17 protein-coding genes are annotated in these 21552 nt (G+C 52.1%); 2 read left to right on the forward strand and 15 right to left on the reverse strand.

The features are described 5' to 3' along the window. Positions 1-29 precede the first annotated feature (29 nt). From A6070_RS07560 to A6070_RS07630, 15 genes are all read right to left on the reverse strand, one after another. Positions 30-1364: an outer membrane beta-barrel protein gene (locus A6070_RS07560; protein WP_158514037.1), complete on the reverse strand. Its 1335-nt coding sequence runs from the start codon at positions 1362-1364 to the stop codon at positions 30-32. A 172-nt stretch (positions 1365-1536) separates the two neighbouring features. After that, the gene (locus tag A6070_RS07565; protein ID WP_072287752.1) at positions 1537-3486 is read right to left on the reverse strand and encodes a polysaccharide biosynthesis protein; all 1950 of its coding nucleotides are present in this window, start codon (positions 3484-3486) and stop codon (positions 1537-1539) included. 217 nt (positions 3487-3703) lie between these two features. Next, positions 3704-4948: a DegT/DnrJ/EryC1/StrS family aminotransferase gene (locus A6070_RS07570; RefSeq protein ID WP_083558819.1), complete on the reverse strand. Its 1245-nt coding sequence runs from the start codon at positions 4946-4948 to the stop codon at positions 3704-3706. Beyond that, positions 4945-5610 carry a sugar transferase gene (locus A6070_RS07575; RefSeq protein WP_145926446.1) on the reverse strand — a complete coding sequence of 222 codons (666 nt, stop codon included), beginning with the start codon at positions 5608-5610 and terminating at the stop codon, positions 4945-4947. The genes A6070_RS07570 and A6070_RS07575 overlap by 4 nt, the downstream gene beginning before the upstream one ends. A gap of 21 nt (positions 5611-5631) precedes the next feature. Next, positions 5632-7203 carry an AMP-binding protein gene (locus tag A6070_RS07580; protein ID WP_072288187.1) on the reverse strand — a complete coding sequence of 524 codons (1572 nt, stop codon included), beginning with the start codon at positions 7201-7203 and terminating at the stop codon, positions 5632-5634. Positions 7204-7289: 86 nt separating this feature from the next. Next, complete coding sequence (locus A6070_RS07585; RefSeq protein WP_235605429.1) at positions 7290-7598, reverse strand: acyl carrier protein; 309 nt, start codon at positions 7596-7598, stop codon at positions 7290-7292. 36 nt (positions 7599-7634) lie between these two features. Next, the gene (nadE, locus tag A6070_RS07590) at positions 7635-8645 is read right to left on the reverse strand and encodes an NAD(+) synthase (RefSeq protein ID WP_072287753.1); all 1011 of its coding nucleotides are present in this window, start codon (positions 8643-8645) and stop codon (positions 7635-7637) included. Between the two features lie 4 nt (positions 8646-8649). Continuing rightward, positions 8650-10659: an asparagine synthase (glutamine-hydrolyzing) gene (gene asnB, locus A6070_RS07595; RefSeq protein WP_072287754.1), complete on the reverse strand. Its 2010-nt coding sequence runs from the start codon at positions 10657-10659 to the stop codon at positions 8650-8652. A 99-nt stretch (positions 10660-10758) separates the two neighbouring features. Next, the gene (locus tag A6070_RS07600) at positions 10759-11430 is read right to left on the reverse strand and encodes a hypothetical protein (protein ID WP_072287755.1); all 672 of its coding nucleotides are present in this window, start codon (positions 11428-11430) and stop codon (positions 10759-10761) included. A gap of 301 nt (positions 11431-11731) precedes the next feature. Then, entirely contained in the window at positions 11732-12787 is a 1056-nt protein-coding gene (locus A6070_RS07605) for a GNAT family N-acetyltransferase (RefSeq protein ID WP_158514038.1), read from the reverse strand. 18 nt (positions 12788-12805) lie between these two features. Further along, positions 12806-14026 carry a glycosyltransferase family 4 protein gene (locus tag A6070_RS07610; protein ID WP_072287757.1) on the reverse strand — a complete coding sequence of 407 codons (1221 nt, stop codon included), beginning with the start codon at positions 14024-14026 and terminating at the stop codon, positions 12806-12808. 11 nt (positions 14027-14037) lie between these two features. Beyond that, complete coding sequence (locus A6070_RS07615) at positions 14038-15255, reverse strand: glycosyltransferase (RefSeq protein ID WP_083558820.1); 1218 nt, start codon at positions 15253-15255, stop codon at positions 14038-14040. Beyond that, on the reverse strand, positions 15248-16510 hold the full coding sequence (locus A6070_RS07620) for an O-antigen ligase family protein (RefSeq protein ID WP_145928201.1): 1263 nt from the start codon (positions 16508-16510) through the stop codon (positions 15248-15250). Before A6070_RS07620 ends, A6070_RS07615 begins: the two co-directional genes overlap by 8 nt. Beyond that, entirely contained in the window at positions 16447-17559 is a 1113-nt protein-coding gene (locus tag A6070_RS07625; RefSeq protein ID WP_083558821.1) for a glycosyltransferase, read from the reverse strand. The genes A6070_RS07620 and A6070_RS07625 overlap by 64 nt, the downstream gene beginning before the upstream one ends. A 78-nt stretch (positions 17560-17637) precedes the next feature. Next, a complete protein-coding gene (locus A6070_RS07630) occupies positions 17638-18675 on the reverse strand; it encodes an ATP-grasp domain-containing protein (RefSeq protein WP_072287761.1) in 1038 nt (345 codons plus the stop codon). Between the two features lie 286 nt (positions 18676-18961). On the opposite strand from A6070_RS07630, the gene A6070_RS07635 reads away from it, so the two are divergent. Together A6070_RS07635 and A6070_RS07640 are read left to right on the forward strand one after the other, a co-directional pair. Further along, positions 18962-20164 (forward strand): YyaL domain-containing protein, encoded by a 1203-nt coding sequence (locus A6070_RS07635; RefSeq protein ID WP_145926447.1) that lies wholly within the window; start codon positions 18962-18964, stop codon positions 20162-20164. Positions 20165-20207: 43 nt separating this feature from the next. Further along, complete coding sequence (locus tag A6070_RS07640) at positions 20208-21539, forward strand: lipopolysaccharide biosynthesis protein (protein WP_072287763.1); 1332 nt, start codon at positions 20208-20210, stop codon at positions 21537-21539. Positions 21540-21552: the final 13 nt, after the last annotated feature.

Raw genomic sequence — 21552 nt, forward strand, 5'->3', positions numbered from 1 at the left:
CCGCTGTGAACCCCGTTCAATAGCAGGTATCAAAGGGCGAAAATCAGGCTGAGATAAACATTGTTGCGATCATAATCATAAGCGATGTTGTTGGAGTTCCTTTTTATAAAAGTATACCCCCCGGAGAGCGCAAGCCAATTCGTCAAGGAATATTTCATGTCAAGCCCTGCGCCATAGTATTCATCAAGACGATCCCCGGAAACACCCTCGCCTCGGTAGCTGTTTCGCATATAATAGATGTTTGCGGTTGTCATCAGCTTCGGAAGAATTCTCTGAAAATACCGAACCTGATATTTCTGGGACAAGGTATAGTCTGTTTCAGCGATATCTGTTTCATTGGTCTGGCGTGTGGCATTGAATTCAATATAGGATTTTGGCGTAAACCTGTGCCGCAATTGCACTTCGGCAAGAAAATTGTCGACTTCGCCTGTATCGGAATCGTCAAAATCCTTCAGGCCGTAGCCAAAGCGGGCGCGCAAACGGGATTTTCGCGTTGCCATCCATTGCGCGCCAAGATACACCTGGTGTTCCTCGCTGTCGGAAAGTATGTTCTCGTCGTAATCGAGAGAAATGTAGTCGTATTCGACAAAAACCGAGGTTTTCGGCAGTATCCTGTACAAAAACCGTCCTGCAAAACTGTGGTCTTCCCGCTCGCGATAGGCGTTTCGCTGGGCATCATAGCTCAAGGTATAGAAACCGTATTCCGCTTCGATGCTGGTTTTAGGCGTAATTTCGTAACTTGCCCCGGCCGTCACGAGATTGGATTTGAACTTATCCAGTTCGCGACTGGTTCCGGTGCCATAGGCATCATGGTCAAGTTCGTAAATATCGAGCACATCAAAGGAAAGACCGCCACGGAAATTATAGCGGGCATAGGCCTCGGCGCGCTGATTGACCTGATCTTCGGAATCGAATTTGTCGTGCAGAAGGATGTCGGCCTGATATTTTCCATAGGCCTGCAGGCGGGTGGTTCCCTTGCTGCGGAACCGGCTCAATTCAAGACCGCCGGGTGCCGTATTAAGCGTATTGACACGAATCAAAGGGTAACGGCTGTTCGGCAGGACGACCCAGATGCCGGGGGTGATGCGGGTAATAAAGTCCCCTTCGCGATCGTATTCGCGATTGAAGAGATTGTCGGTATAAAAACCGCCGACGGACAGATAAGGGTGGATATAGCCAGCCTTGCCGCCGAGCACATCGCCCAGTCGGACGGCGGTGGTTGCCTGTTCGAAGGGGCCTTCGCTGTAAATGCTGGGAGGGACGATCTCCTGCGATTCCACGTCCGTTGCGACAATATCCGCACCCCATGCCTGACCGCCAAGCACAATCAGAAACGCCATTCCCAATATCCGTCTACCGATCATCGCATCCCCCTTTGCATCATCAGTCTGCATCCGGAAACCCCGGATCTTTTGTAACCTCCAAAGCCTGTCAGGAATTACACACCTGCTAAAATGCTAGCAAAAACCGTCGGAAAGTCTATTACCCGCGCCGCCGACCCTAGCCCTTCACAATTCCTGAAAACGTCCAATCGATTTATACAGGCGAATCCGGATTTTTCCTCGCCGCCAGATTGAAGTTCGCCGATCTTGTCGACGGGTTCCCTTCATCCAGTATCCCTGTGGCACTGTGGTTACAATATTCGGGCACCAATTCCTTGAGCAGGGCTACCACCCGTTCGACATCAGCCTCATGGGTTGCCTGGAGCAGCAGGGCGGTTTCGTCTCTGAGCCACTGTTCCGAAAAACATGCCGCCTCCAGAATACGAATCTTTTCATGACGGGTCGCCTTGACACCCTCTCCGGAAATGAGCAGTTCTTCATAGAGTTTTTCCCCGGGTCGCAGGCCGGTGAAAACAATTTCGATCTCCTCGTAGGGTTTGCGCCCCGAAAGCCGGATCATTTCTTCAGCCAGACAGACGATCTTGACCGGATCACCCATGTCCAGAAGGAAAATCTCTCCCCCCTGCCCCATGCACCCGGCCTGAAGAACCAGCTGTACCGCCTCCGGTATGGTCATGAAAAAACGGGTAATTTCCGGATGAGTTACGGTAACCGGCCCACCTCTGAGAATCTGCTCCCGGAAAGTCGGTATGACGCTGCCATGACTGCCCAGAACATTGCCGAACCGAACGGTAACCGCTCTGGTTTCCCCGGAACGCGGCAGATTCTGTACGTAGAGTTCGGCAACCCGCTTGGTGGCCCCCATGATATTGGTCGGATTGACCGCTTTGTCCGTGGAAATCAGAACGAAATGTTCAACGCCCCCCGCCAGACTTGCATCGACGATATTCCTGGTTCCGAAAACATTATTTTTAACCACTTCGACCGGATTGACCTCGGACATCGGGACATGCTTATAGGCCGCCGCATGAAACACGACCTGGGGTTTGTACCGGGAAAAAACCGCTGAGACTCTCTCCATATCCCGGATATCACTGAGGCTGGGAAGCAGGGAAAGACGGGGAAATTTTTCCCGCAGTTCGTTTTCGAGGTGAAACAAGGGGGTTTCGGCATTTTCGAAAAGAATCAGCTGCGCCGGGTCGAAATTTGCAACCTGCCGGCAGATTTCGCTACCGATACTGCCCGCGGCGCCCGTGACCAGAATGGACTTGCCGTGGAGATAAGCGTTGATTTCCCGCACATCGAGGCGAATGGGGGATCGGCCGAGCAGATCTTCGAGGCACACGGAACGGCATTGTTCCATGGAAACCCTGCCGTCGATGATGTCGCCGAGGGTTGGCAGTATTTTGCAAGCGATACCGTGTCGCTTGCAAGAGGTGGCGATCTCGCGTAAATCCCGGGGTGTCACGGAAGACTGGGCAACCACAACCATATCGACCCCGTGACGGGTGCAGATCTTTTCGAGGTCATCCTGGGTGCCCATCACCGGCACGCCATAGAAGACTTTCCCCTGACGCCGGATATCGTTGTCGATATACCCCAGCACCGCTTTGTCGAGTTTGGGATTTTCACGGATCTCGCGAACGATCGTCTGGGCGACAGTCCCGGAACCGACGATCAGAACCGACTTGTGCCTGGAGTTATAGCCTTTGGAGTTGAGCGCGAACTGCTCGCGCAGTATGCGGGTCGCGACCCGCACACCGATCATGATGGAAAAACACAGAAGAAAATCGAGAAGAACGACCGATCGGGGCAAGCCTTCATAGGAATGGAAAAACACCACATACAGGACCAAAGCCACAGAAGCCGCGATATTGGCTTTGAAAATCTGCAGCAGGTCCGGCATGGAAACGTAGCGCCACCACCCCTCGGCAAGCCCCATGAGCCAGAAAACAGGCAGTTTGATGAGTACCACAATGGGCAGCAGCGTTACGATCACCGACCAGTATTCGGCAGGTATCCTCAGATCGAATCGCAGCGCGAATGCATCTACAAAAGAGAAGACTATCGCTCCGATGTGAAAGAGCAAAATCAGAAGCTTGCGGACGCCGGTTTTTTGAAATGGCAAAGGAAGGCTCAACATTTTTTACCTCCTGAAGGATTGAAAAGCCTCCCTACCCCCTTCATGCAACCGATCACGCATCCCGGTCATTCCAGGACGCGATACCAAATCAATGAAGGCTTATATTTTCAGTATCTACATACTTAGAGAAATATCATACGGCGGAGCTTTGTCAAACGGCGCGGCCATCCGGTCACTGAAGAAAATGCGCAACGGATCGTGCCCGGCAAAACCAGTTTCATCCATCCAAAACCTGCCTTGCGGCAGCAGCGTCGCCGTTGGAGGCCTGCATCAAAATCTCACCGATACGGTTTGCCATGATAAACATGTCTTCTTCCCGCAACGTTGGATGAACCAGGAACATAAGCGAGGTTTGGTGCAGTCGCTGGGCAACAGGCAGAGGCGCAGGCGGGCCAAGGCAGGTTTTTGTAAAAGCTTTTTCCAGATAGATCTCTCCGCATACACCCGTCAGGCCAGGAACACCTCGCTCTTCCAAACAGGAAAGAATGCGTTCCCGGGTCCAGCCCGGCTTGAGCATCCGCGGCCGGAGAAAGGCATAATACTTGTAGTAGGCATGCCCCACATGCGCTGGCGGCGGAGTCAGACGCAAGGCCGGAAGGCCTGCCAGGGTCCGGGTGAGGATATGCGCGTTGCGCTGCCTTGTCTGCAGCCATTGGTCCAGTTTCCGCAAAGCCCGGCAACCCAGCGCCGCCTGCATTTCGGTCATGCGCCAATTGGTGCCAAAGGATTCGTGCAACCAGTGAAATCCCGGTTCGCCACGGCAGGCAGTAACGGCGGCAAAACTTTTGCCGTGGTCTTTATACGCCCAGGCCTTGGCCCACAGTGTGTCATCATTGGTGACCAGCAAACCGCCTTCGCCACCCGTGGTCATGATTTTATCCTGGCAGAAGGAAAACGCGCCCATGTCGCCGATGCTGCCCACCGGCTGCCCACGGTAGGTGGCGCCATGGGCCTGAGCACAATCCTCAATCACTTTCAGCCCGTGAGATCGGGCCAACTGCATGACAGGTTCCATCTCACAAGGCCAGCCGGCCAGATGCACGACGATAATGGCACGCGTGCGCGGCGTAAGAACCCTGGCGATCGTTTCCGCGGTGATGTTCTGGCTATCGGGATCGACATCCGCAAGAACCGGAACGGCACCGCGTGCAACCACCGCGCTTGCCGAGGCGATGAAGGTGCGGCAGGTGGTCACGACTTCATCGCCGGGACCGATGCCGAGAGCATGCAGGGCAAGCTCCAGGGCTACCGTTCCGTTGGCCAGAGCGATGGCGTGACGCACCCCCAACCGCTCGGCAAACTCGGCTTCGAACCGGCGGGTGACCGTCCCGGTCCAGTAATTGACCTTGCCGGAGCGCAACACCTGCGAAACGGCGGCAATGTCCTCTTCGTCGAACACCGGCCACGGCGGCATGACCCAGCTGCCGTCCATGCCCGAGGCACCTTTTGCATGCAATGTCATCTGCACTCCTTTGTACCCGGATCGGAATGTCCCTCTTTGCACCGGGCGGACCGCTCCCGGTCAAGATCGGTTTCCGCGGCGTCGGGATCGGCCGACACGCCTTCGCGTCGCAGCACCTGTAAAAAGGTTTTGATCAGAATTTTCAGATCCAGCCACAAGGACCAGTTATCGACATACCAGACATCGAGCGCCAGCCGTTCATCCCAGGGCAGGTAGTTGCGGCCGTTTACCTGGGCCCAGCCGGTAATGCCGGGCCGGACATCGTGGCGCATGTGTTCCCGTGGCGTATAATACGGCAAATATCGCATCAGCAACGGTCGCGGACCGACCAGGCTCATGTCGCCTTTAAGAACGTTGAACAGGGCCGGGAGTTCATCAAGGCTGGCATTGCGCAAAAAAATCCCCAGCGGCGTAAGGCGCATACCGTCAGGCAGCAGTTTCCCGGAGGCATCCCTGGCATCGGTCATGGTGCGAAACTTGTATAACATGAAAGGTTTGCCCCCGAGACCGGGCCGTGCCTGGCAAAACAGCACGGGACGCCCGATTTTCCACAAAACCCCGAGGGCAACAGCCGCCAGCAAGGGAGACAAAAGAATCAATCCCGGCAGAACACAGATCAGATCCATCCCCCTTTTGCAGACTGTCTTGATGCCCTGGCCCATGCCGACACCTCCTTCCGGCCGTCAATGCAGGCTTTTCCTGTCGATTTTACCGCTTGAGGTTTTCGGTAGCGCCTCCACGAATTCCACGTATTTCGGTACCATGAATGGCTCCAGGGTCTTATGGCAATATGCCTGCACCTGCATCTCACTCAGATGAGCCTGCCGCCCACAAACAACAAAAGCCTTAAGGGCTTTGCCAAGCACCTCATCGGGAACCCCGACAACCGCCGCCTCCGCAACGCCATCGAGAGCGCACAGGGCATTTTCGATTTCCTTCGGGCTGACCCTCTCTCCCCGGGTTTTGATCAAATCGTCCGTGCGGGATACAAAATACAGGTAGCCCTCCGCATCCCGACGGAACAGATCCCCGGTATGCAGCACAATCTCGCCATGCCGATTGCCGGGGCGAAAAACCCTGGCTGTCTCAACGGGATCGTTCCAATAGCCCTGCATTACATGCGACCCCCGAACCACAAGCTCGCCGACTTCATTCGCCGCCACCTCCCGTCCTGTGGCATCGACAACGAAAACTTCACTGTTCGGGATGGGAATACCAACCGAATCGGGTTTTTCATCCAGCTTTTCCGGGGGCAGATAGGAAACCCTTTTGCACTCGGTCAGTCCGTACATGGAGAAAATCCGGACATGCGGCAGCATCTTCCGCAGGCTTCTGATGTGAGCCACCGGCAGCGCCGCCCCGGTATTGGTGAGATAGCGCAGGCATCTGAAATCGAAACGGGCAAGATCCCGCATTTGAAGAAGCATGGCCACCATGGTCGGCACGATGGGGAAGCCCGTAACCTCCTCGACGGCGAGGCGTTCCAGCACAACCCGGGGGTAGGTAAAGGAGTTTTCCAGCACCAGGGTCCCACCGAATAGAAACACCATCAGCAACTGATAAAGTCCATAATCGAAAGAAAACGGCAAGGTGTTCAGAACGATATCCGTCTCAACGTTTTCCAGATAGGTTGTGATACTGCGTGCGGCGGCAACCATATTGTAATGTGCCGACACCACGCCCTTGGGTTCGCCGGTGGACCCGGAGGTGTAGATGATCGTGGCCAGATCCCTGTCGATGACCGCTGGCAGCCGCCCGCCGGCATCGCTGTCACCGGCTACAAACAGATCGGACCATTGTGTAAACGAATCCAGGCGGCGAGATCCTTGCGGAGCCTCGCAAGGTTGTCCGTGATGGCACCAGACAAGGTGTCGCACTCCGTCCGCATCGGCCATGGCCTCCTCGATGACGCGTCTGCGGGAATCATGCGCAACCAGGGTCGTCGCTCCGCAATTGTTGAGGATATAGGCAAGCTTGGCGCTTTTCATGGTAACGTTGGGCAGCACAAAAACGGCACCGGCCTTGAGCGTGCCGAACAGAGCGATCACCGCTTCAACGGAATTGTCCAGAAAAATCACCACCCGCTGGTGACGGTCTACGCCAATGGAAACCAGATACCGTGCAAACCGGTTCGCAGCCGCGTCGATCTCCCCATAGGTCAGACGCAGGCCGTCGCAGACCAGCGCCACCTTACGACCATGCCGCGCAGCGGAATATTCGAGAAAATGATGAACCAGGTACGGATTTGTCTGCATATTTTCAGCTTTCTGCTGCCCTTCGATTCCGGATTCATTCCGGCCTCCCCACCGAAAGCCCTGCGGCCCGCTGCAAGACAGGTTTCTCAGAGGATATTCCGGAGCGGGCATTTCCCATTCAGAAAACAGACCACATTATGGATGGAATCCAGATTCTGGGGGATCAGCTCTTCGTCGGAGATGGCAATGGAAAAGCGCTCCTCAAGAAATGTGACAAGTTCGAGAATCCCGGTCGAATCGATAATCCCGCTGGCCTGCAAGGATGTCATATCGTCCAGCCCGGCGTCGTCTCCGAACATGAAATTTTCAACGATGTATTTCCTGACCAGGTTTGAAGCATCGGACATCAACTCCTGTCCTGAGGAACCGGTACCCGCCGAAAAACCTTCTTTCATTTGTCCTCCTTTCGTCCATTACCGGGAAAACTGTTCTCAGCCATGCCCCATGCAGACATCGATCTGGGGAACCGGCCCGACAAGAAACGGGGGCTGGTGCTGATAGCGGGTTGTGGAGCGTTTGATCTCGATATCCCTGAAAACCCCTTCGACCTGGGCGGCATCCAGCCCGACAAAGGGCGCGACCTCACTCGCCTGAATGCCGTTGTTTTTCGCGTAAAGGCATAGATCCATCTCCCTGTAGGGTAGCGAAAAGTAAAATTCATCCTGCCCCTGGCTCAAGGAGTAGGTATCCGTTGTCGGAGGACGGCGACGAATGATTTCAGGCACTTCCAGGTATTCCGCCAGCTGATACACCTGGCTTTTGTACAGATGGGCAATCGGCTTGACATCGGCCGCGCCATCGCCTTGTTTAACGAAAAATCCCTGATCGTACTCAAGCCTGTTCGGGGTACCCGCTACGGCGTAGTGGCAACGGTCTGCATGATAGTATTCGAGCATTTTGCGGGTGCGCTGCTTGAAATTGGTGGCCGCTACAATCTCAAGGTAGGCCTGCAGAGGCAAGCGCCTCTTCATCCGCTGCCCTTCAGAGGTTTCCACCACAATGGAAAAAAAGTTGTAACCTCCGGTTTGTATCGGATTGGAAGAAACAATTTTGGATTTCCATCCTTGCCCGTATTCCGGCACCACCCTGCGAACCGCGTCCTCGTAGCGACGATAAAACCGAAGGGCTTCAAGCACCGGCGTAATATCTTCCCGGCAGGTTTCGATACCGTAATGGCGGGCCAGCAAACTGCTGAGCCGCAAGGATTCCTCGGCAGAGTGTCTTTCGGGCATTTCCAGCCCCAGGACACGGTCCGCGCCCACCGCCCGCACCACCAGGGCGGCCGTCACGCTGCTGTCAATGCCCCCGGACAGGCCAAGGACGAATCCCCGACGGCGAAGGCTATTTTTGAGAACCTCACGCAGACGCGAACAAATCGCTTCCACCTCCCCGGCCGGATCCACCCGCAGGCAATCCGGAGAAAACCGTCGTTTTTCAATCATCGCATCACCCTGGATGTGAAACCTGAATGTGCCGCCCGTCTTCGCGCACAAGGCGCTTCAGCGTGGCCGGCGCGGCCTGCAATCCATGAAAATCCTCGACAAACAGCTGATGGGTCAACTGGGTGGTAAGTATGCCGGTCAAAGCCATATTCTGGTTTTCGCCGGCGGCAACGCCCGGGTCCTTGCGAAAGTGGGACACAAGATGCGCTACGCGGTCGGGATGAAAATACCCGGCCCGGGAAATTGCCGCCTCACTGAGCAGTTCTGCCATCCAGGAGTCGCCGACGGTGTTGCGAAAAGCTTCACGGATGGGAGCTCGATAAGGTTGTTTGGGGCGCTGCGCAATGCTTCCCGGCAACAGACCACCAAAAGTTTTCTTGAGAATATATTTTTCATTCAGACCGTGCAGTTTCCAGTGGGCCGGCAGGCGCGCGGCAAATTCAACAACACGGTAATCGAGAAAAGGCAGGCGAATTTCAAGAGAGTTGGCCATGGCGACCCGGTCTCCCTGGGAAGACAGAAGATAGTTGGAAAGGAAAATTCCAACTTCCAGCGTCTGTGTGCGGGAAAACAATTCCCGCTGAAGGAAATCGGCCGGCAGACCCGCGGCCACCCGCTCATAGGAATCGCAACCGTCCAGGCAACTGCGCAAGGTATCGGAAAACAGCGCTGTGTTGCGTCGTCCGTTATTCCATCGAAGCTGGTGCGAAAATAAAAGATTTGAACGATCTTCGGGCCGCGTGGCAAAAAACTGATAGAGAAAAGCCCGTCCACGGGACGGGTTGGTAAACACATAAGGGTAGAGTTTTTCGAGAAGGCGCGGCCGCAGGGTGGAGTCAGGCTGTCTTCCCCAGAAGTGACGAACCTTGGCTTCCTTGAAAATATTATATCCGCCAAAGATCTCGTCAGCTCCCTCCCCGGTCAGGACAACTTTGAAACGGTGCTCACGCACCAGTCGCGACAACAGGTACAGCGGCACCGGAGACGTGCGTAAAAGAGGCGTTTCGCAATGCCAGATGACCGCAGGCAGAGACTCCCGGATCTGATCGGATGACACAACAACGGAACAATGATCCGTTCCCAGATGCTTGACCAGCTGATCCTGAAAAACAGACTCATCAAACGCGGACTCCGCAAATCGCATGGAAAAGGTTTTGAGCCTGTTATTGAAATGCCGCGTGATAAGGGCCGTGACAATCGAGGAATCCAGGCCGCCGCTCAGATAGGCTCCCACGGGCACATCGGCCCGCAGACGCAGCCTCACCGCATCGGTGAGCAGCGCGTCGAGATGTTCCATGGCTTCGGTGAAACTGCCGTCCCACCTTTCGAATTTATTAAAATATGGCAGCGACCAATAGCGATGCTGGCTGACATGTCCGTCTCCGACAGTCATGTAGTGCCCGGGCAGAAGCTGTTGCACACCTTTGAACACAGTGCGGGGAGGCAGAGTTGTCCAGAAGGTGAAAATCTCGTCAAGCGCCCCTGGATCGATCTCGCGAGCAACTCCGGGGACAACGAACAGCGACTTTATTTCTGAAGCAAACGAAAACCGGCCGCCCTGTTCGCAGTAAAAAAGCGTACGGATGCCGAATCGGTCCCGGGCGAGAAACAATTCCCGCCTGCCGGCGTCCCAGATCGCCAATGCGAACTGCCCGTTGATTTTTTCCAGACAGGACGGTCCGTATTCTTCATACAGATGCAGCACAACTTCGGTATCGGTATCGGTTCTGAAACGATGGCCGGCCTTTACAAGCTCCTCTTTCAACTCGACATAATTAAAAGCCTCTCCGTTGTAGACGATCCAGAGGGAGCCGTCTTCGTTGCCGATCGGCTGCAGGCCCGAGGCAAGACCGATGATGCTGAGGCGGGCGTTGCCCATGGCAAAGTCCGGCGACCAATAGGCCCCGCAGGCGTCGGGTCCACGGTGCTGGATCATGGCCAGCATGCGCGGAACGAGCTGTTCGGACAGCGGATTGTGTTGCAACGTATTCAAAACACCCGCGATTCCACACATATAACCTGAAGTCTCCGATGGGATGGGAATCAACAAAATGCCGGCATTCCATGGTATTGGTGCCTCGGAAAAATATGCAAGGGCGTCGGCGACCCGTAGCTACCCGGCGCGGTAGCCCTCCAATGAGCCTTTCCGGACCCTTCTTTTGCTATGGCCCAGAAAATTGGTGCCGAGATACAATTCTTCAATTTTGAAACCCAGGCTGAGAAATCCGTTCAGCGCCGGGACATTTTCGTTTCGAATAAAAGTTTTACAGACCGATATCCCGCTATCCATGGCTTTTTTCAGCAAGAGATAGTTTACCGAGGAAAACACCCCTGTTTTTCGATATTCAGGAAAAATATAAAGATTCTCAACCATACATTCATGTGGTTTTAAGGAGGCCCAAACACTATACATCTCGCTTGAAATTAACTCATTATCTTCACTTGTTATTAACCACTGCATTGAAATTATATCCGAAAATTTGTCTTTTGCAAAATAACAACCATTGAATCCTTTCTTGTAAAATAAAAGTCTTGACAGAATTTCCTTTCTTTCTGTTTTTGAATATTTCTTTAACTTGGATAGAATTTTTTCCCAATCTTCTTGACTTGCCTTTTCAATAAAAACATCATTCCTTATCCGTTTTAAAGAAACAATTCTGGATAAGTTTATCTTCAAAAAGTAATAGTAATCAATTTTAAACATTCGTTTAGCTAATATTTTAAGAGCAGGAAATGGCCCAAGGTTATCGAGAACAAGGCTCAATATGCTTCGCTCGAAGTACATGGCGTTCTTTCCGGGCCGTACAGCCCATGCCGATAGCACCCATGTCAGAGATCCCGTGCACCATCCCTGAACTCGGAATGGTGACGCCATTTTTTTCGTATGATAACTACGCTGCTGTCCATCCGGAGGTCAGGGATGGATACCAGCTAAGTACGCTATTTCTAAGTGGTTTCTCAAGATAATAACGCGAGATGCGACCGTGTCAAGCAATGCAGGGGACACAAAGACAATAGCTGCGGGGAGTTGCACCATGCTGGCGTCGCATGTTGAAAGACGGTCAGGAAAGACAACCCGGGGTGAATCAGGAAAGCTCCTGCCTGTAAATGGGAAAGAAATGCAGATCGCAATGGCTATCGAGGGTATTGTTTTTCCAGATTGTTGTCAGTTGCCTGTATTTCGGTTCGTCGGCGATAATCCGGAGCGTGTAAAAATTGGAGTAGTTTTTAAAAAAACCCGATTTATAGCTGAAAAGAGAATCTTCCCGCCCACCGACCCCGCCGCCAAGGTGAAAAAACCTGGCGTTTTGGGCATTTGCCCAATTTCCGACATCGTACATAAGGAGCTTTGCCGGCGCGAATGAAGAAAATTCTGCAGCGGTTCCGCCCAGATGAAACTGCACGATACCATCTGTTTCGATAAAAATCGAAGCCGCCGCCAGTGCCCCCTGCGGCGAGTGCACGGACCACAAGTGCAGCCGGTTGCCGAGCGCCTGCCGGAGATCGTCAAAGTAATCCCTGGAGAAAAAATACTGCCGCGTTGCTCCGACCCGGCGCATGGTTTCGAGATAGACGCCTATGAAACCTTCCCACCATGCGAAGTCGTTATGCACGGAAACAAACCCGGATTTTTGCAATTTTTTGATATTTCTCCAGTGATTGCCGCTCAATCCGGACCAGATGTCATCCCTCCCCCCGCTCATTTCACCAAAAACCGTGCGTCCATGCATGACAAGTTCGCCGAAATCGGCCATGGTGGATAAAAAGTCCTGCAACAAGGGATGAATGCGCAAAAAAATTGCGACCGCCCCCTGGCTCCTGGCAATATCGAGAAAACCGGCGAAAAGTTCCCGGGCGTTGGGCGCATCCGTACCCCCGGAAAAAATCGGACCCGGGTAACCGTATGGGGAGATAAAATCGCATGCCATGCCCGTGCCGCCAAGATCTTTCGGCAGCGCCTGCCTGAGCACGGGAACCAGCAGTGCCATGCCATTGTTTTCTACATAGTACGCTCCGGGGGAGCCGCCTTCGTGTTTTGCCGCAAAACGGACATATTCCGGCAGGTGATAGCAATCATGAGACGCCGTTGTAAGAAAATCTCGCCACCTGCGATCCTCCGGCAGAATAAACTCAGCGTCCACTACCATCCCCTTCGCCTGTCAAACCAATGATCGGAAAATACCCTCGAGCTGCGCCGCCAGCCGGTCACGATTGAATTCCTGGTCCGCCGCGGCACGGGCCGCAGCACGGGCCTTGCACAAACGATCCGGATCGTGCAGAAATGCGTGAATCCGCCGGGCGGCCTCGTCTGGCTGCCGGGGGGGAACGACCAGCCCGGCTCCGGTACGGGCAAGGAACTCAGCCTGCCAGCCCGCATAGTTGATAACCACCGGCCGGCCGGCGGCAAGACAGTCGAAAAACTTGTTGGCGGAATTGTTCCACATCTGCGGCAGGTCGATAAAAGTCGACACGCCCAGGGCGGCGGCCCCCAGAACGTAGGGCATGAAATTTTTGGGAACCGGCGGCAACATCCAGAAATTTTTGTTCAAAACGCCGAGGGATGCGGCCTTTTCGGCAACCTTCTCTTCTTCCCTGCCATGCCCTACAACCAGAAAACAGATTTCGGAATCAAGCAGCGCCATTTCCCTGGCAATCTCGGCAAGATAATCGACCCCGTTAAGAAAACCGAAGGTTCCCGCATAGACTACCAGGCGCTTCTCCCGAAACATCGGATTTTGTTCGAGGAAAGGGTTGCCCTGCTGACTGTCAAAACGGAACAGGGATACATCGCAACTGTTCGGGATCACGGTAATTTTGTTTTCGGGGTAACCTGCAAGGGCGACACCACGGGCAATGCCCGGCGACAGGGCGATCACATGCGCGGCATGCCTGTAAGCGAACTGTTCAAGTTTTTCAGCCAGCCAGATGAGGACCGGATTTCGCAAGGCGCCGATGGCTATGGGCATTTCGGGCCACAAATCGCGAACTTCAAAGACCATCGGGCATCGATGCCAGAGTTTTGCGATCCATCCAGGAATGGCAATGGTCAGAGGCGTGCTGGTGGCAAAGACAAGATCCACCCGTTCTTCCCTGCAGATCTGAACCAGGCTGCGCAGGGAATATTCGAAAAACGCACGCAATCGCCTGTAAAAGGAGAAGCGGTTGGAATAGGGAACCGGCAAAACCTTCAGGGAAATACCATCGATGACGAGCTGTTTAAGGCCCTCGCCGACATGATATCCCGGCGGGAAGCCGCTGCTGCCCGTAACCAGGGTAACTTTATGCCCCGATTGCACCAGGCGCCGGGCCATTTCATAGGAGCGCGTCCCGGAAGCTCCATCGGGCGGCACAAAATATTGATGCAGATAAAGGATGTGCAAAATCGTACCCCCTATTCGCCCCGGGACTGCAACGATCCATGCTCAACAAGAGCCTGCCATCTGCGCAACTGCCACCTGATCTGCGTTTCGGCATTAAAGGCATCGGCGATGAACTGCCTCGCGTTAGCGGCAATGGTTTGCTGCAAAGCGGCATCTTCCAACAGACGGCAGACAACCAAAACGATCTGTTGCATGTCTTTCGGCACAACAAAGCCGGTTACCGTGTCCCGCACAAGCTCTTCAATCCCAGGCGTAGGCGTTACCACGCACACGCAGCCGCAGGCCATCGCCTCCTTGACAACATTTGGCAAACGCTCGGAAGGGTTTTGGCTGCAGAACAGAAAGACCCGGCTGGTGCTGAACTCGGCGAAAACCTGCGCATGCTTGACATGCCCCTTGAAAGTCACGGCCCTCTCCAGCCCGAAGCCCCGCACCTGTTTTTCGAGGTTGGCCCTTTCTGGTCCGTCACCGAGCAGAACAAGCTCCACGTCGGGGCATTGTCCATGAATGGCGGAAAAAGCCTCGATGAGAAACGCGAACCCTTTGCCACTGACCAGTCGACCGGCAGTGACAATCCGTAAAGGTCGATGATTATCGCGGCAGGAAGGCACCAGCGACAGATCGATACCCCGGTGCCACACCACAATTTTGCTGCCGGGAATGCCGGCATTTTCCAGCCTGTCAAGATTGCAGCGGGCATGCGTCCACACGACATCGGCTTTTGATGCAACCTGCCAGCTTCCGTTAAAAGCCGTCAGAAGATCGTAAGCCCCCAGAAACATGGAAAGGCGGATCCGTTGGCAGAACCTTTTGACCAGGAAACCGACCATCGCCGGGTAATGTCCCCAAAACAGATGCACAACATCGGGACGGGTCTTTTCAATCTGCGTAAAGACATCAAGGGTTCTCGGTAAAAGAAACAACGTTTTCAAAAAATGATTGATATTAAATCGTGAATTCTTAATACACCACAACAACAAAGGAATAGCAACTTGGGGGCGATGAAAAAACTGAAGAATCCCTTTTAAAATACTGAAAGAATTGGCTTTTGATATTTTTATATTTTCAAGACCGCGTTCGATTATTAACTGTTGATTGTTTGCAACCGACGGCCTTAAATTATAAACGTGGACTTCGCAATCCAATGAAGAAAGAACCCTCACATCGGAAGATGCAAATGCTTCGCTTGCTGCTGGAAATCGCATAAATATCATAGCAATTTTAATCATTCTGTATCGCTATTTTATCTCTGGTCTCGTTTATTTTTATCGTTGCAACAAGTGTTGAAAAAAGAATCCAATGTATTTTCGAATAATATGAAACCATTCCGAAATCATTCATAAGCAAAACAATCAATCCGGTCATCACCCAAAATATGATTTTATTTTGTTTTGTTATATTTTTAAATATTGATAAAAACAAAACAAAAAACATCCCATAGTAAAACAGAAATCCAATCAATCCATTATTGACAATAATCTCGGAAATATTGTTATGAGAATAGGTATTGAACCCGGAAACCAACCTGTATTGGTCAATGCCCCAACCCCAAAAGGGCCTTTGCCTCCAAAGATCAAATGCTCTCAATAACATAGCGGTGCGGACATCCATGCTCCCCTCGGAAACACTCCCCCCGGACAGCAATACAAACAGGTTTCTCATCCTGGAAAAATAAGGTGATTTTGCCAAAAAATAAATCAGGATCATTTCAATAATTGGAAACGAAAAAAGAACAAATATTTTCTGATTGATTTTTGAATAAATAAAAATATAAACAAAAATCATGATATTGATAAAAAATAGCAAGATAATACCTTTTCTGGATCCTGTATAATAAATAATATAATAGCCAAACCATAAAATAAGTAAAACACTTAAAATATTACGCAGCTTATTGAATTTTTTATTTTCCGTAATGATCTCATGAAAAGAAAAAATCATGCCGACAATGAGGGCTAAAGCAAATGCATTGGGATTTTGGAGTGTAGATCCAACACGGTCTACATTTCCGTATATCATCTCGCTTCCTTGTTGAAGGCTCACAATAAAGCAAGCATAGACACACCCCGAAATAACGGCGAGTTTTATGGCATCGAGTCCTTTTTTTATTACAACAATATCTGTTACTATAATCGATAATAGAAAAATCTGTACAACAGTCAAAAATCTCTCAAAGCCGCCAGGGTTAGAGATTAATCCAAATGAACATAAAAACAAAAATGCCATGAAAATTGTGTGATAGATTGTAAATCCAAAAATAACGAAATCTTTTCTTATCAACTTATCAACGACAAACCATACAGCGAGAAGCACTCCAGATAGATAAGATATAATAAAATTCTCACTATGAAACGAAAAGAGAATAACGCTTAATACATAAATAAATAATGGAAATTCTATATTGAATAATTTGTTTTTTATCATAGCCCAAAGAACCTTAAATATTGATTCACAATGCTGTCCTCTGCATATCTGGCGTGCCAATCAACGCCTTCATTCATGAGCAAATGACCATTTAAAATCTCAGCGATGCGCTCGGCCATTTCCTGGGGTTCTCCCACACGAACCAAAGCACCATACTTGCCTTCTTCCAGAATTTCAGCCGGACCAAAGGGGCAATCGGTGCTTACAACCTGACATCCACAGGCAAGAGCCTGGATGAGAGCATTTGGAAAACCTTCCCACCTCGATGACAGGACAAAAACCCCCGCTTTGCGCATGAACGAAAAGGGATCGAGAACAAAACCGGGCAGATCGACATGGTCACTTACGTCGAGAGCCTGTGCAACCTTCATCAAGGCCGCCCTGCGGGATCCCTCGCCCAGGATGATAAGCCTGCACGGCAGACGTTTCCTCACCTGCGAGAAGGCCTCGATCAGGGTTTCAAAATCTTTTTGCGCTTCCAGCCTGCCAACTCCAAGTATAACAGGGGGATTGCCTTCCTCCAGCCAGGCGTGAGGTGCGCAATTGTGCTGTTCCGGAAGGACTGCCGGCACGACCACCGGATTCGGAATAACCGCAATGTTCTGCGGCGGAATCCGAAAATTGGCCGTCAAATCGCTCTTTACGCCCCGGGACACCGCGATAATGCCATCGGCCGATGCATACAGGGTTTGGATCAAAAACCGAAAAGCACGTTCCCTAAGGTTTCGTCCCCGCAATTTCCGGGATACGGCATTGGATTCCCGTATAAAGACCGGATTTTTAATCCGGAAAAAAATTTTTAACAGCAGACAGAAAATGTTCGCGTACTGCAGCGTGGTAAAGACAACGGCATGCGGCCGGGCTTTGATAAAATGAAAGAATTTCCAAAAGGATCTCGACACCCGGCGCGTTCCGAGGTCATGCAACAACACCCCCTCAGGAACCTCAGCCAGGTAAGGACCTGACAGGCTGGAAACCACCAGATCAACATCGCACCCCGCGGATATAAAACCGTGAGCGAGGTTGAGCATGACCCTTTCAGCCCCTCCTCCCGTCAACGCGGGCAAGTAAACGATAATTCGCCTCGACTCTGTCTCCATGCATCGCATCTTTCCGGTTGGACTTTTTCAAAAACCGCAGCGCATGTTCTTGTTTCTGGCAAAAAGGCTGCATTTACGGAGCCAGCATCAAGTACGCGTAATTTTTCGCTGATATTCATCGACCATGCTTTCCAGAATGAGGTCCTGGGGATAGAGACTGCCTTCATGCCAGCCCAGGTTTTCATCCCACCAACCCGGACACCCTTTCACCCCACGCTCCGGAAAACAATAGCTCATCTCTGCTATGCGCGGTTGTCCGTCCCGGTCCCAGAGAAAATCGAAGGCCAGGCTTTGGGCACCGATCTTTCTTGCTGTTTCAAAAGCAATTTTTACGCAGCGCAAATCCACTTTGGCGGGGTCGTGAATAACAACACCGCTACCGCTGGCCCGAAAGTCATTTTCCCTGGTTTTTCGCATCACGCCAAAGGCTTTGCCACCCAAGATGGTCATTCGCAGATCGCAATCGTTTCCTGGCAGAAATTCCTGGAAATAGACATAGCCGATCTGCCTGGGAATCACCCGATTCGATGCTGCAATATGTTGCAGGGACTGCGGAATTCTTTTAATTTTTTCGAAAAGCATGCGTCGGTTTTTGATTGTTTTAATTTTGGTTTTTGTATCACTGAAATAGGAACCTCGTGGGATAAATCCATTGTGGAATGCTTTGGTACACAATTTTATGGCTTCTTTTTTATTTTTAACAAGGCTCACATTTACTGATGCCGAACCACACCTCAATTTAAATACTTTTGGAAATTCCGTCTCATTTATCCATTTAAGGGCTTTTTTCTTATCATAAAAAACCCATGTTTTTATAGTAGGAGCGGAAATACTTTCCAATAAATATTTTTGCCCTAGTTTATCATCGTAATGCCAGCATGTATTAAGGTTTGGATAATTTACAATGTTCATTTTATCAATTGAAGCAACGATCTGTCTTGCGGCCAGTTGGGATTCTGGATGTATCCATCGCCAATGCCACAGAAGTATGTCAAAATCGCGAAGCGTATCAATAATATCTGAATCAAAACAATCAACTATCTCGAAAACGAGTTTTTTTTCCTGGCAGTAGTCTATCCAGCGTTTCGAAAAGTCGCCTTCCCCGGCATGAATAGCAATCTTCATCGATTCACTCCTGGTAATATATATGTGTTTTTCCACCCCTTCACCGGCTTGACCATAAGCCTCACAGCTGCTTCCCGGCAGCATCTGATCTGTTTCCCATTGTAACAGGTTTACCCCTATGTGCCTGACGCCGGGGCAGGGACCTGCTACAATTTACTGCAGCACGCAATGATATCTGTCATCATGGAGACGGTTCTCACCGGGATGCATCTTTGCTCGCCACAAGGTAAGGATTTCGATGACCCAAAAAGGCAAACTTCTGTTCCTGCTATTGGTGCCAGTTCTCATGGCTTTTTGGTGGCTGCCGTCGATTCCCTTCTCCACACAGGACAGGCGACCCGCCTTTTGTCTGCCGCTGCGTGCGGATCCCGGCTTTTCCTCCGAGCAACTTCCAGAGGAGATCGCACCCTGGTATCACCGGTTTCTGGCGGTTCTCTACAATCCCCGGCAATACCTCAACGCCACCCTGCTGGCCAAGAGCAACAACACCTATCATTACGGCCGCGCCCTGAATACCCACATCACCTCCATGTTGCAGGTATTCCGGATCACCGGCGACATGCGCATCCTCGCCGAGGTCGACCGACTGGCCGAACTGATGCGCGCGCAGCTCAGGGATCGCTCCGTCCTGCGCAGAGGCGGCAATATCCATGAGACCGATGGCTATCTGAACTGGCAGTATCGCCATGACAAAGGATACGAAGGCACGGACGTTCATCAAATGGACGAAATGCTGAGTCATGCCCTGATTGCCGCGATCGCCCGTGCCTATCAGGTCAACCGCGACCTGGACCCGAGGTATGCCGAACGCGCCCGGTTCTGGACCGATTATCTTGCCAACCACTTCGAAGCAAAATGGCGTAAACGCAAGGGAATCCCCCGGGGCTTTCCCTTTCTGGAAAAACATCTCATCCACGTCACCATGCAGTGGATCCGCTACCACTATTACATGGCGCAGCTGACCGGAAACGAAGCGTATGAAAACGAGGCACGCCGCATGGCGGAAACGGTGCGGCGCCACATACGAAAAATTCCGGTCCGGGAAGGAACCGCGGCCATGTGGAATCACACCATGGCCGTCAAAGGGCATAACGCGCACGATCCGCAGCCTTTTCAATATGCGCGTTATACAGTACAGGCCGCGGCAGATCTCGCCAGTGAAAATTTCGATGTTTTTTCAGAGCCCGGGTTCATGGAGGACCTGGCCGCCACTCTCGCTCACTTCGTAATGAACGACCTCACTGGAGCAACCTTCGCCTTTCATATCGATGGTTCAGGTAAAAAACGGGAGACGGCAGCCCGCTACGCCATTTCCCCCTGGGCGATGCTCGGCCGATGGTCCGACGACCGTAAAATCTTGAGCATATCGGAAAAAGCCTATTTTCTGGCCGAGGAAAACCCGGACCATCCCCGCAGGATTTACATTCCCGCCGGGATGGTTTTTTCATTGGCGCGGCAAGCGCCACCGCCATGGCGATGTCAGAATTGAAACACCGGTAACGACAAGCTGAATCCGCTTAAAAGGTGGGAGAATGATCAACGATAGCGTGAAAATCGGGTCTGGCGTCTTCCAAAGGTTCTGGAAAAAACACTTCAGAAAAGGCTCTTTTCTGCGCAACCTTTCCATTGTCATGTCGGGCACGGCGATCGCTCAGTTAATCGGCTTTGCCCTGATGCCTGTCATCAGCCGCCTTTTTTCCCCGACGGATTTCGGTGTATTCGGCTCTTACAACTCGGTACTGGGAGTCATTACGGCCATCGTCACGCTTCAATATACCCAGGCTATCATGCTTCCCAGGGGAAAAATCGAGGCTCTGAACCTGTTTTTTGCCGCCTGTATTTCCGTAGCGGCCATCACTGTTCTCTGTCTGCTGACCGGCATTGTCGCGCCCGACATCATCCGGAACCTGATAAAGGTCGAAGCATGGTGGTTCGTGCCCCTGCTCGCCATCTCGGCCCTGGCTTTTGGCCTGCACCAGACCCTGCAGGCCTGGTGCGTGCGCATCAAGGCGTTTGCCGAAACCTCCAGAGCCCAGATCGTCCAGTCGCTGGCATCAGTGAGTATCTGGCTGATGAGCGGCCTGCTTCAGGCAGGCGCCGTCGGTTTGATTCTTGGCTCGGTAGTCTCCCAGTTCATTGCCAGCCTGAAACTCTGGAACGTGTTCAAAAAGGATCTGGACCAGGCAGGCTATTTTTTTCACTGGCACAACGTAAAAGCAACCTCCCTGGAATACCGCGATTTCCCTTTGTACTCCGCGCCACAGAACCTCATGAATGCTCTTTCCCAGGGGTTGCCGGTGTTGCTTCTGGGGCATTTTTACGGCATCGCCATCGCAGGCGCCTATGCTTTCGGCATGAAAATCCTGCACCTGCCAACTAATTTCATATTACGGCCTCTGCGCCAGGTACTGTTTCAAAAAGCCAGCGAAGTCGACAATCTGGGACAGGACATCCAGCCGCTGTTCGTCAAATCGACCTGCGGCCTGATGCTGCTGGCGACCCTGCCAACCATCATCATTTTCGTCTGGGCGCCGCGCTTTTTCCCCTGGATTTTCGGCAAGGAATGGCTTACCGCGGGCATTTACGTAAGATGGCTGATCTTGTGGATTTTCATTTCGTTCAGCAATGTTCCTGCCGTATTGTTCGCCAGGATCCTGAGGCAGCAGCGCAACCTGTTTTTTTTCGAATGCCTCATTCTCTCATCCCGGACCATCATACTGGTCGCCGGCGGCATTTACTGGGATGCTCTGCGCACTATTATCGCCTTTTCCATTTTAGGATTTCTCCTGAACCTGACCTTGATCCTGTGGATCTGGGTTTTGGTTTGCCGAAGAACTGTGATAAAGGCCGATAACGGCATCTGATCCGATCTCTGTA

Source organism: Syntrophotalea acetylenica, from assembly GCF_001888165.1.
In the GTDB taxonomy this organism is placed as follows: domain Bacteria; phylum Desulfobacterota; class Desulfuromonadia; order Desulfuromonadales; family Syntrophotaleaceae; genus Syntrophotalea; species Syntrophotalea acetylenica.

Coding starts and splice junctions, on each gene's coding strand:
- asnB (WP_072287754.1), bottom strand. CDS start 10,659: ATGTGTGGAATCGCGGGTGTTTTGAATACGTTGCAACACAATCCGCTG.
- A6070_RS07565 (WP_072287752.1), bottom strand. CDS start 3,486: ATGTTGAGCCTTCCTTTGCCATTTCAAAAAACCGGCGTCCGCAAGCTT.
- A6070_RS07630 (WP_072287761.1), bottom strand. CDS start 18,675: ATGAAGATTGCTATTCATGCCGGGGAAGGCGACTTTTCGAAACGCTGG.
- A6070_RS07635 (WP_145926447.1), top strand. CDS start 18,962: ATGGCTTTTTGGTGGCTGCCGTCGATTCCCTTCTCCACACAGGACAGG.
- A6070_RS07575 (WP_145926446.1), bottom strand. CDS start 5,610: ATGGGCCAGGGCATCAAGACAGTCTGCAAAAGGGGGATGGATCTGATC.
- A6070_RS07585 (WP_235605429.1), bottom strand. CDS start 7,598: ATGAAAGAAGGTTTTTCGGCGGGTACCGGTTCCTCAGGACAGGAGTTG.
- A6070_RS07580 (WP_072288187.1), bottom strand. CDS start 7,203: ATGCAGACAAATCCGTACCTGGTTCATCATTTTCTCGAATATTCCGCT.
- A6070_RS07615 (WP_083558820.1), bottom strand. CDS start 15,255: ATGATTAAAATTGCTATGATATTTATGCGATTTCCAGCAGCAAGCGAA.
- nadE (WP_072287753.1), bottom strand. CDS start 8,645: ATGATTGAAAAACGACGGTTTTCTCCGGATTGCCTGCGGGTGGATCCG.
- A6070_RS07640 (WP_072287763.1), top strand. CDS start 20,208: ATGATCAACGATAGCGTGAAAATCGGGTCTGGCGTCTTCCAAAGGTTC.
- A6070_RS07600 (WP_072287755.1), bottom strand. CDS start 11,430: ATGTACTTCGAGCGAAGCATATTGAGCCTTGTTCTCGATAACCTTGGG.
- A6070_RS07625 (WP_083558821.1), bottom strand. CDS start 17,559: ATGCGATGCATGGAGACAGAGTCGAGGCGAATTATCGTTTACTTGCCC.
- A6070_RS07570 (WP_083558819.1), bottom strand. CDS start 4,948: ATGACATTGCATGCAAAAGGTGCCTCGGGCATGGACGGCAGCTGGGTC.
- A6070_RS07560 (WP_158514037.1), bottom strand. CDS start 1,364: ATGATCGGTAGACGGATATTGGGAATGGCGTTTCTGATTGTGCTTGGC.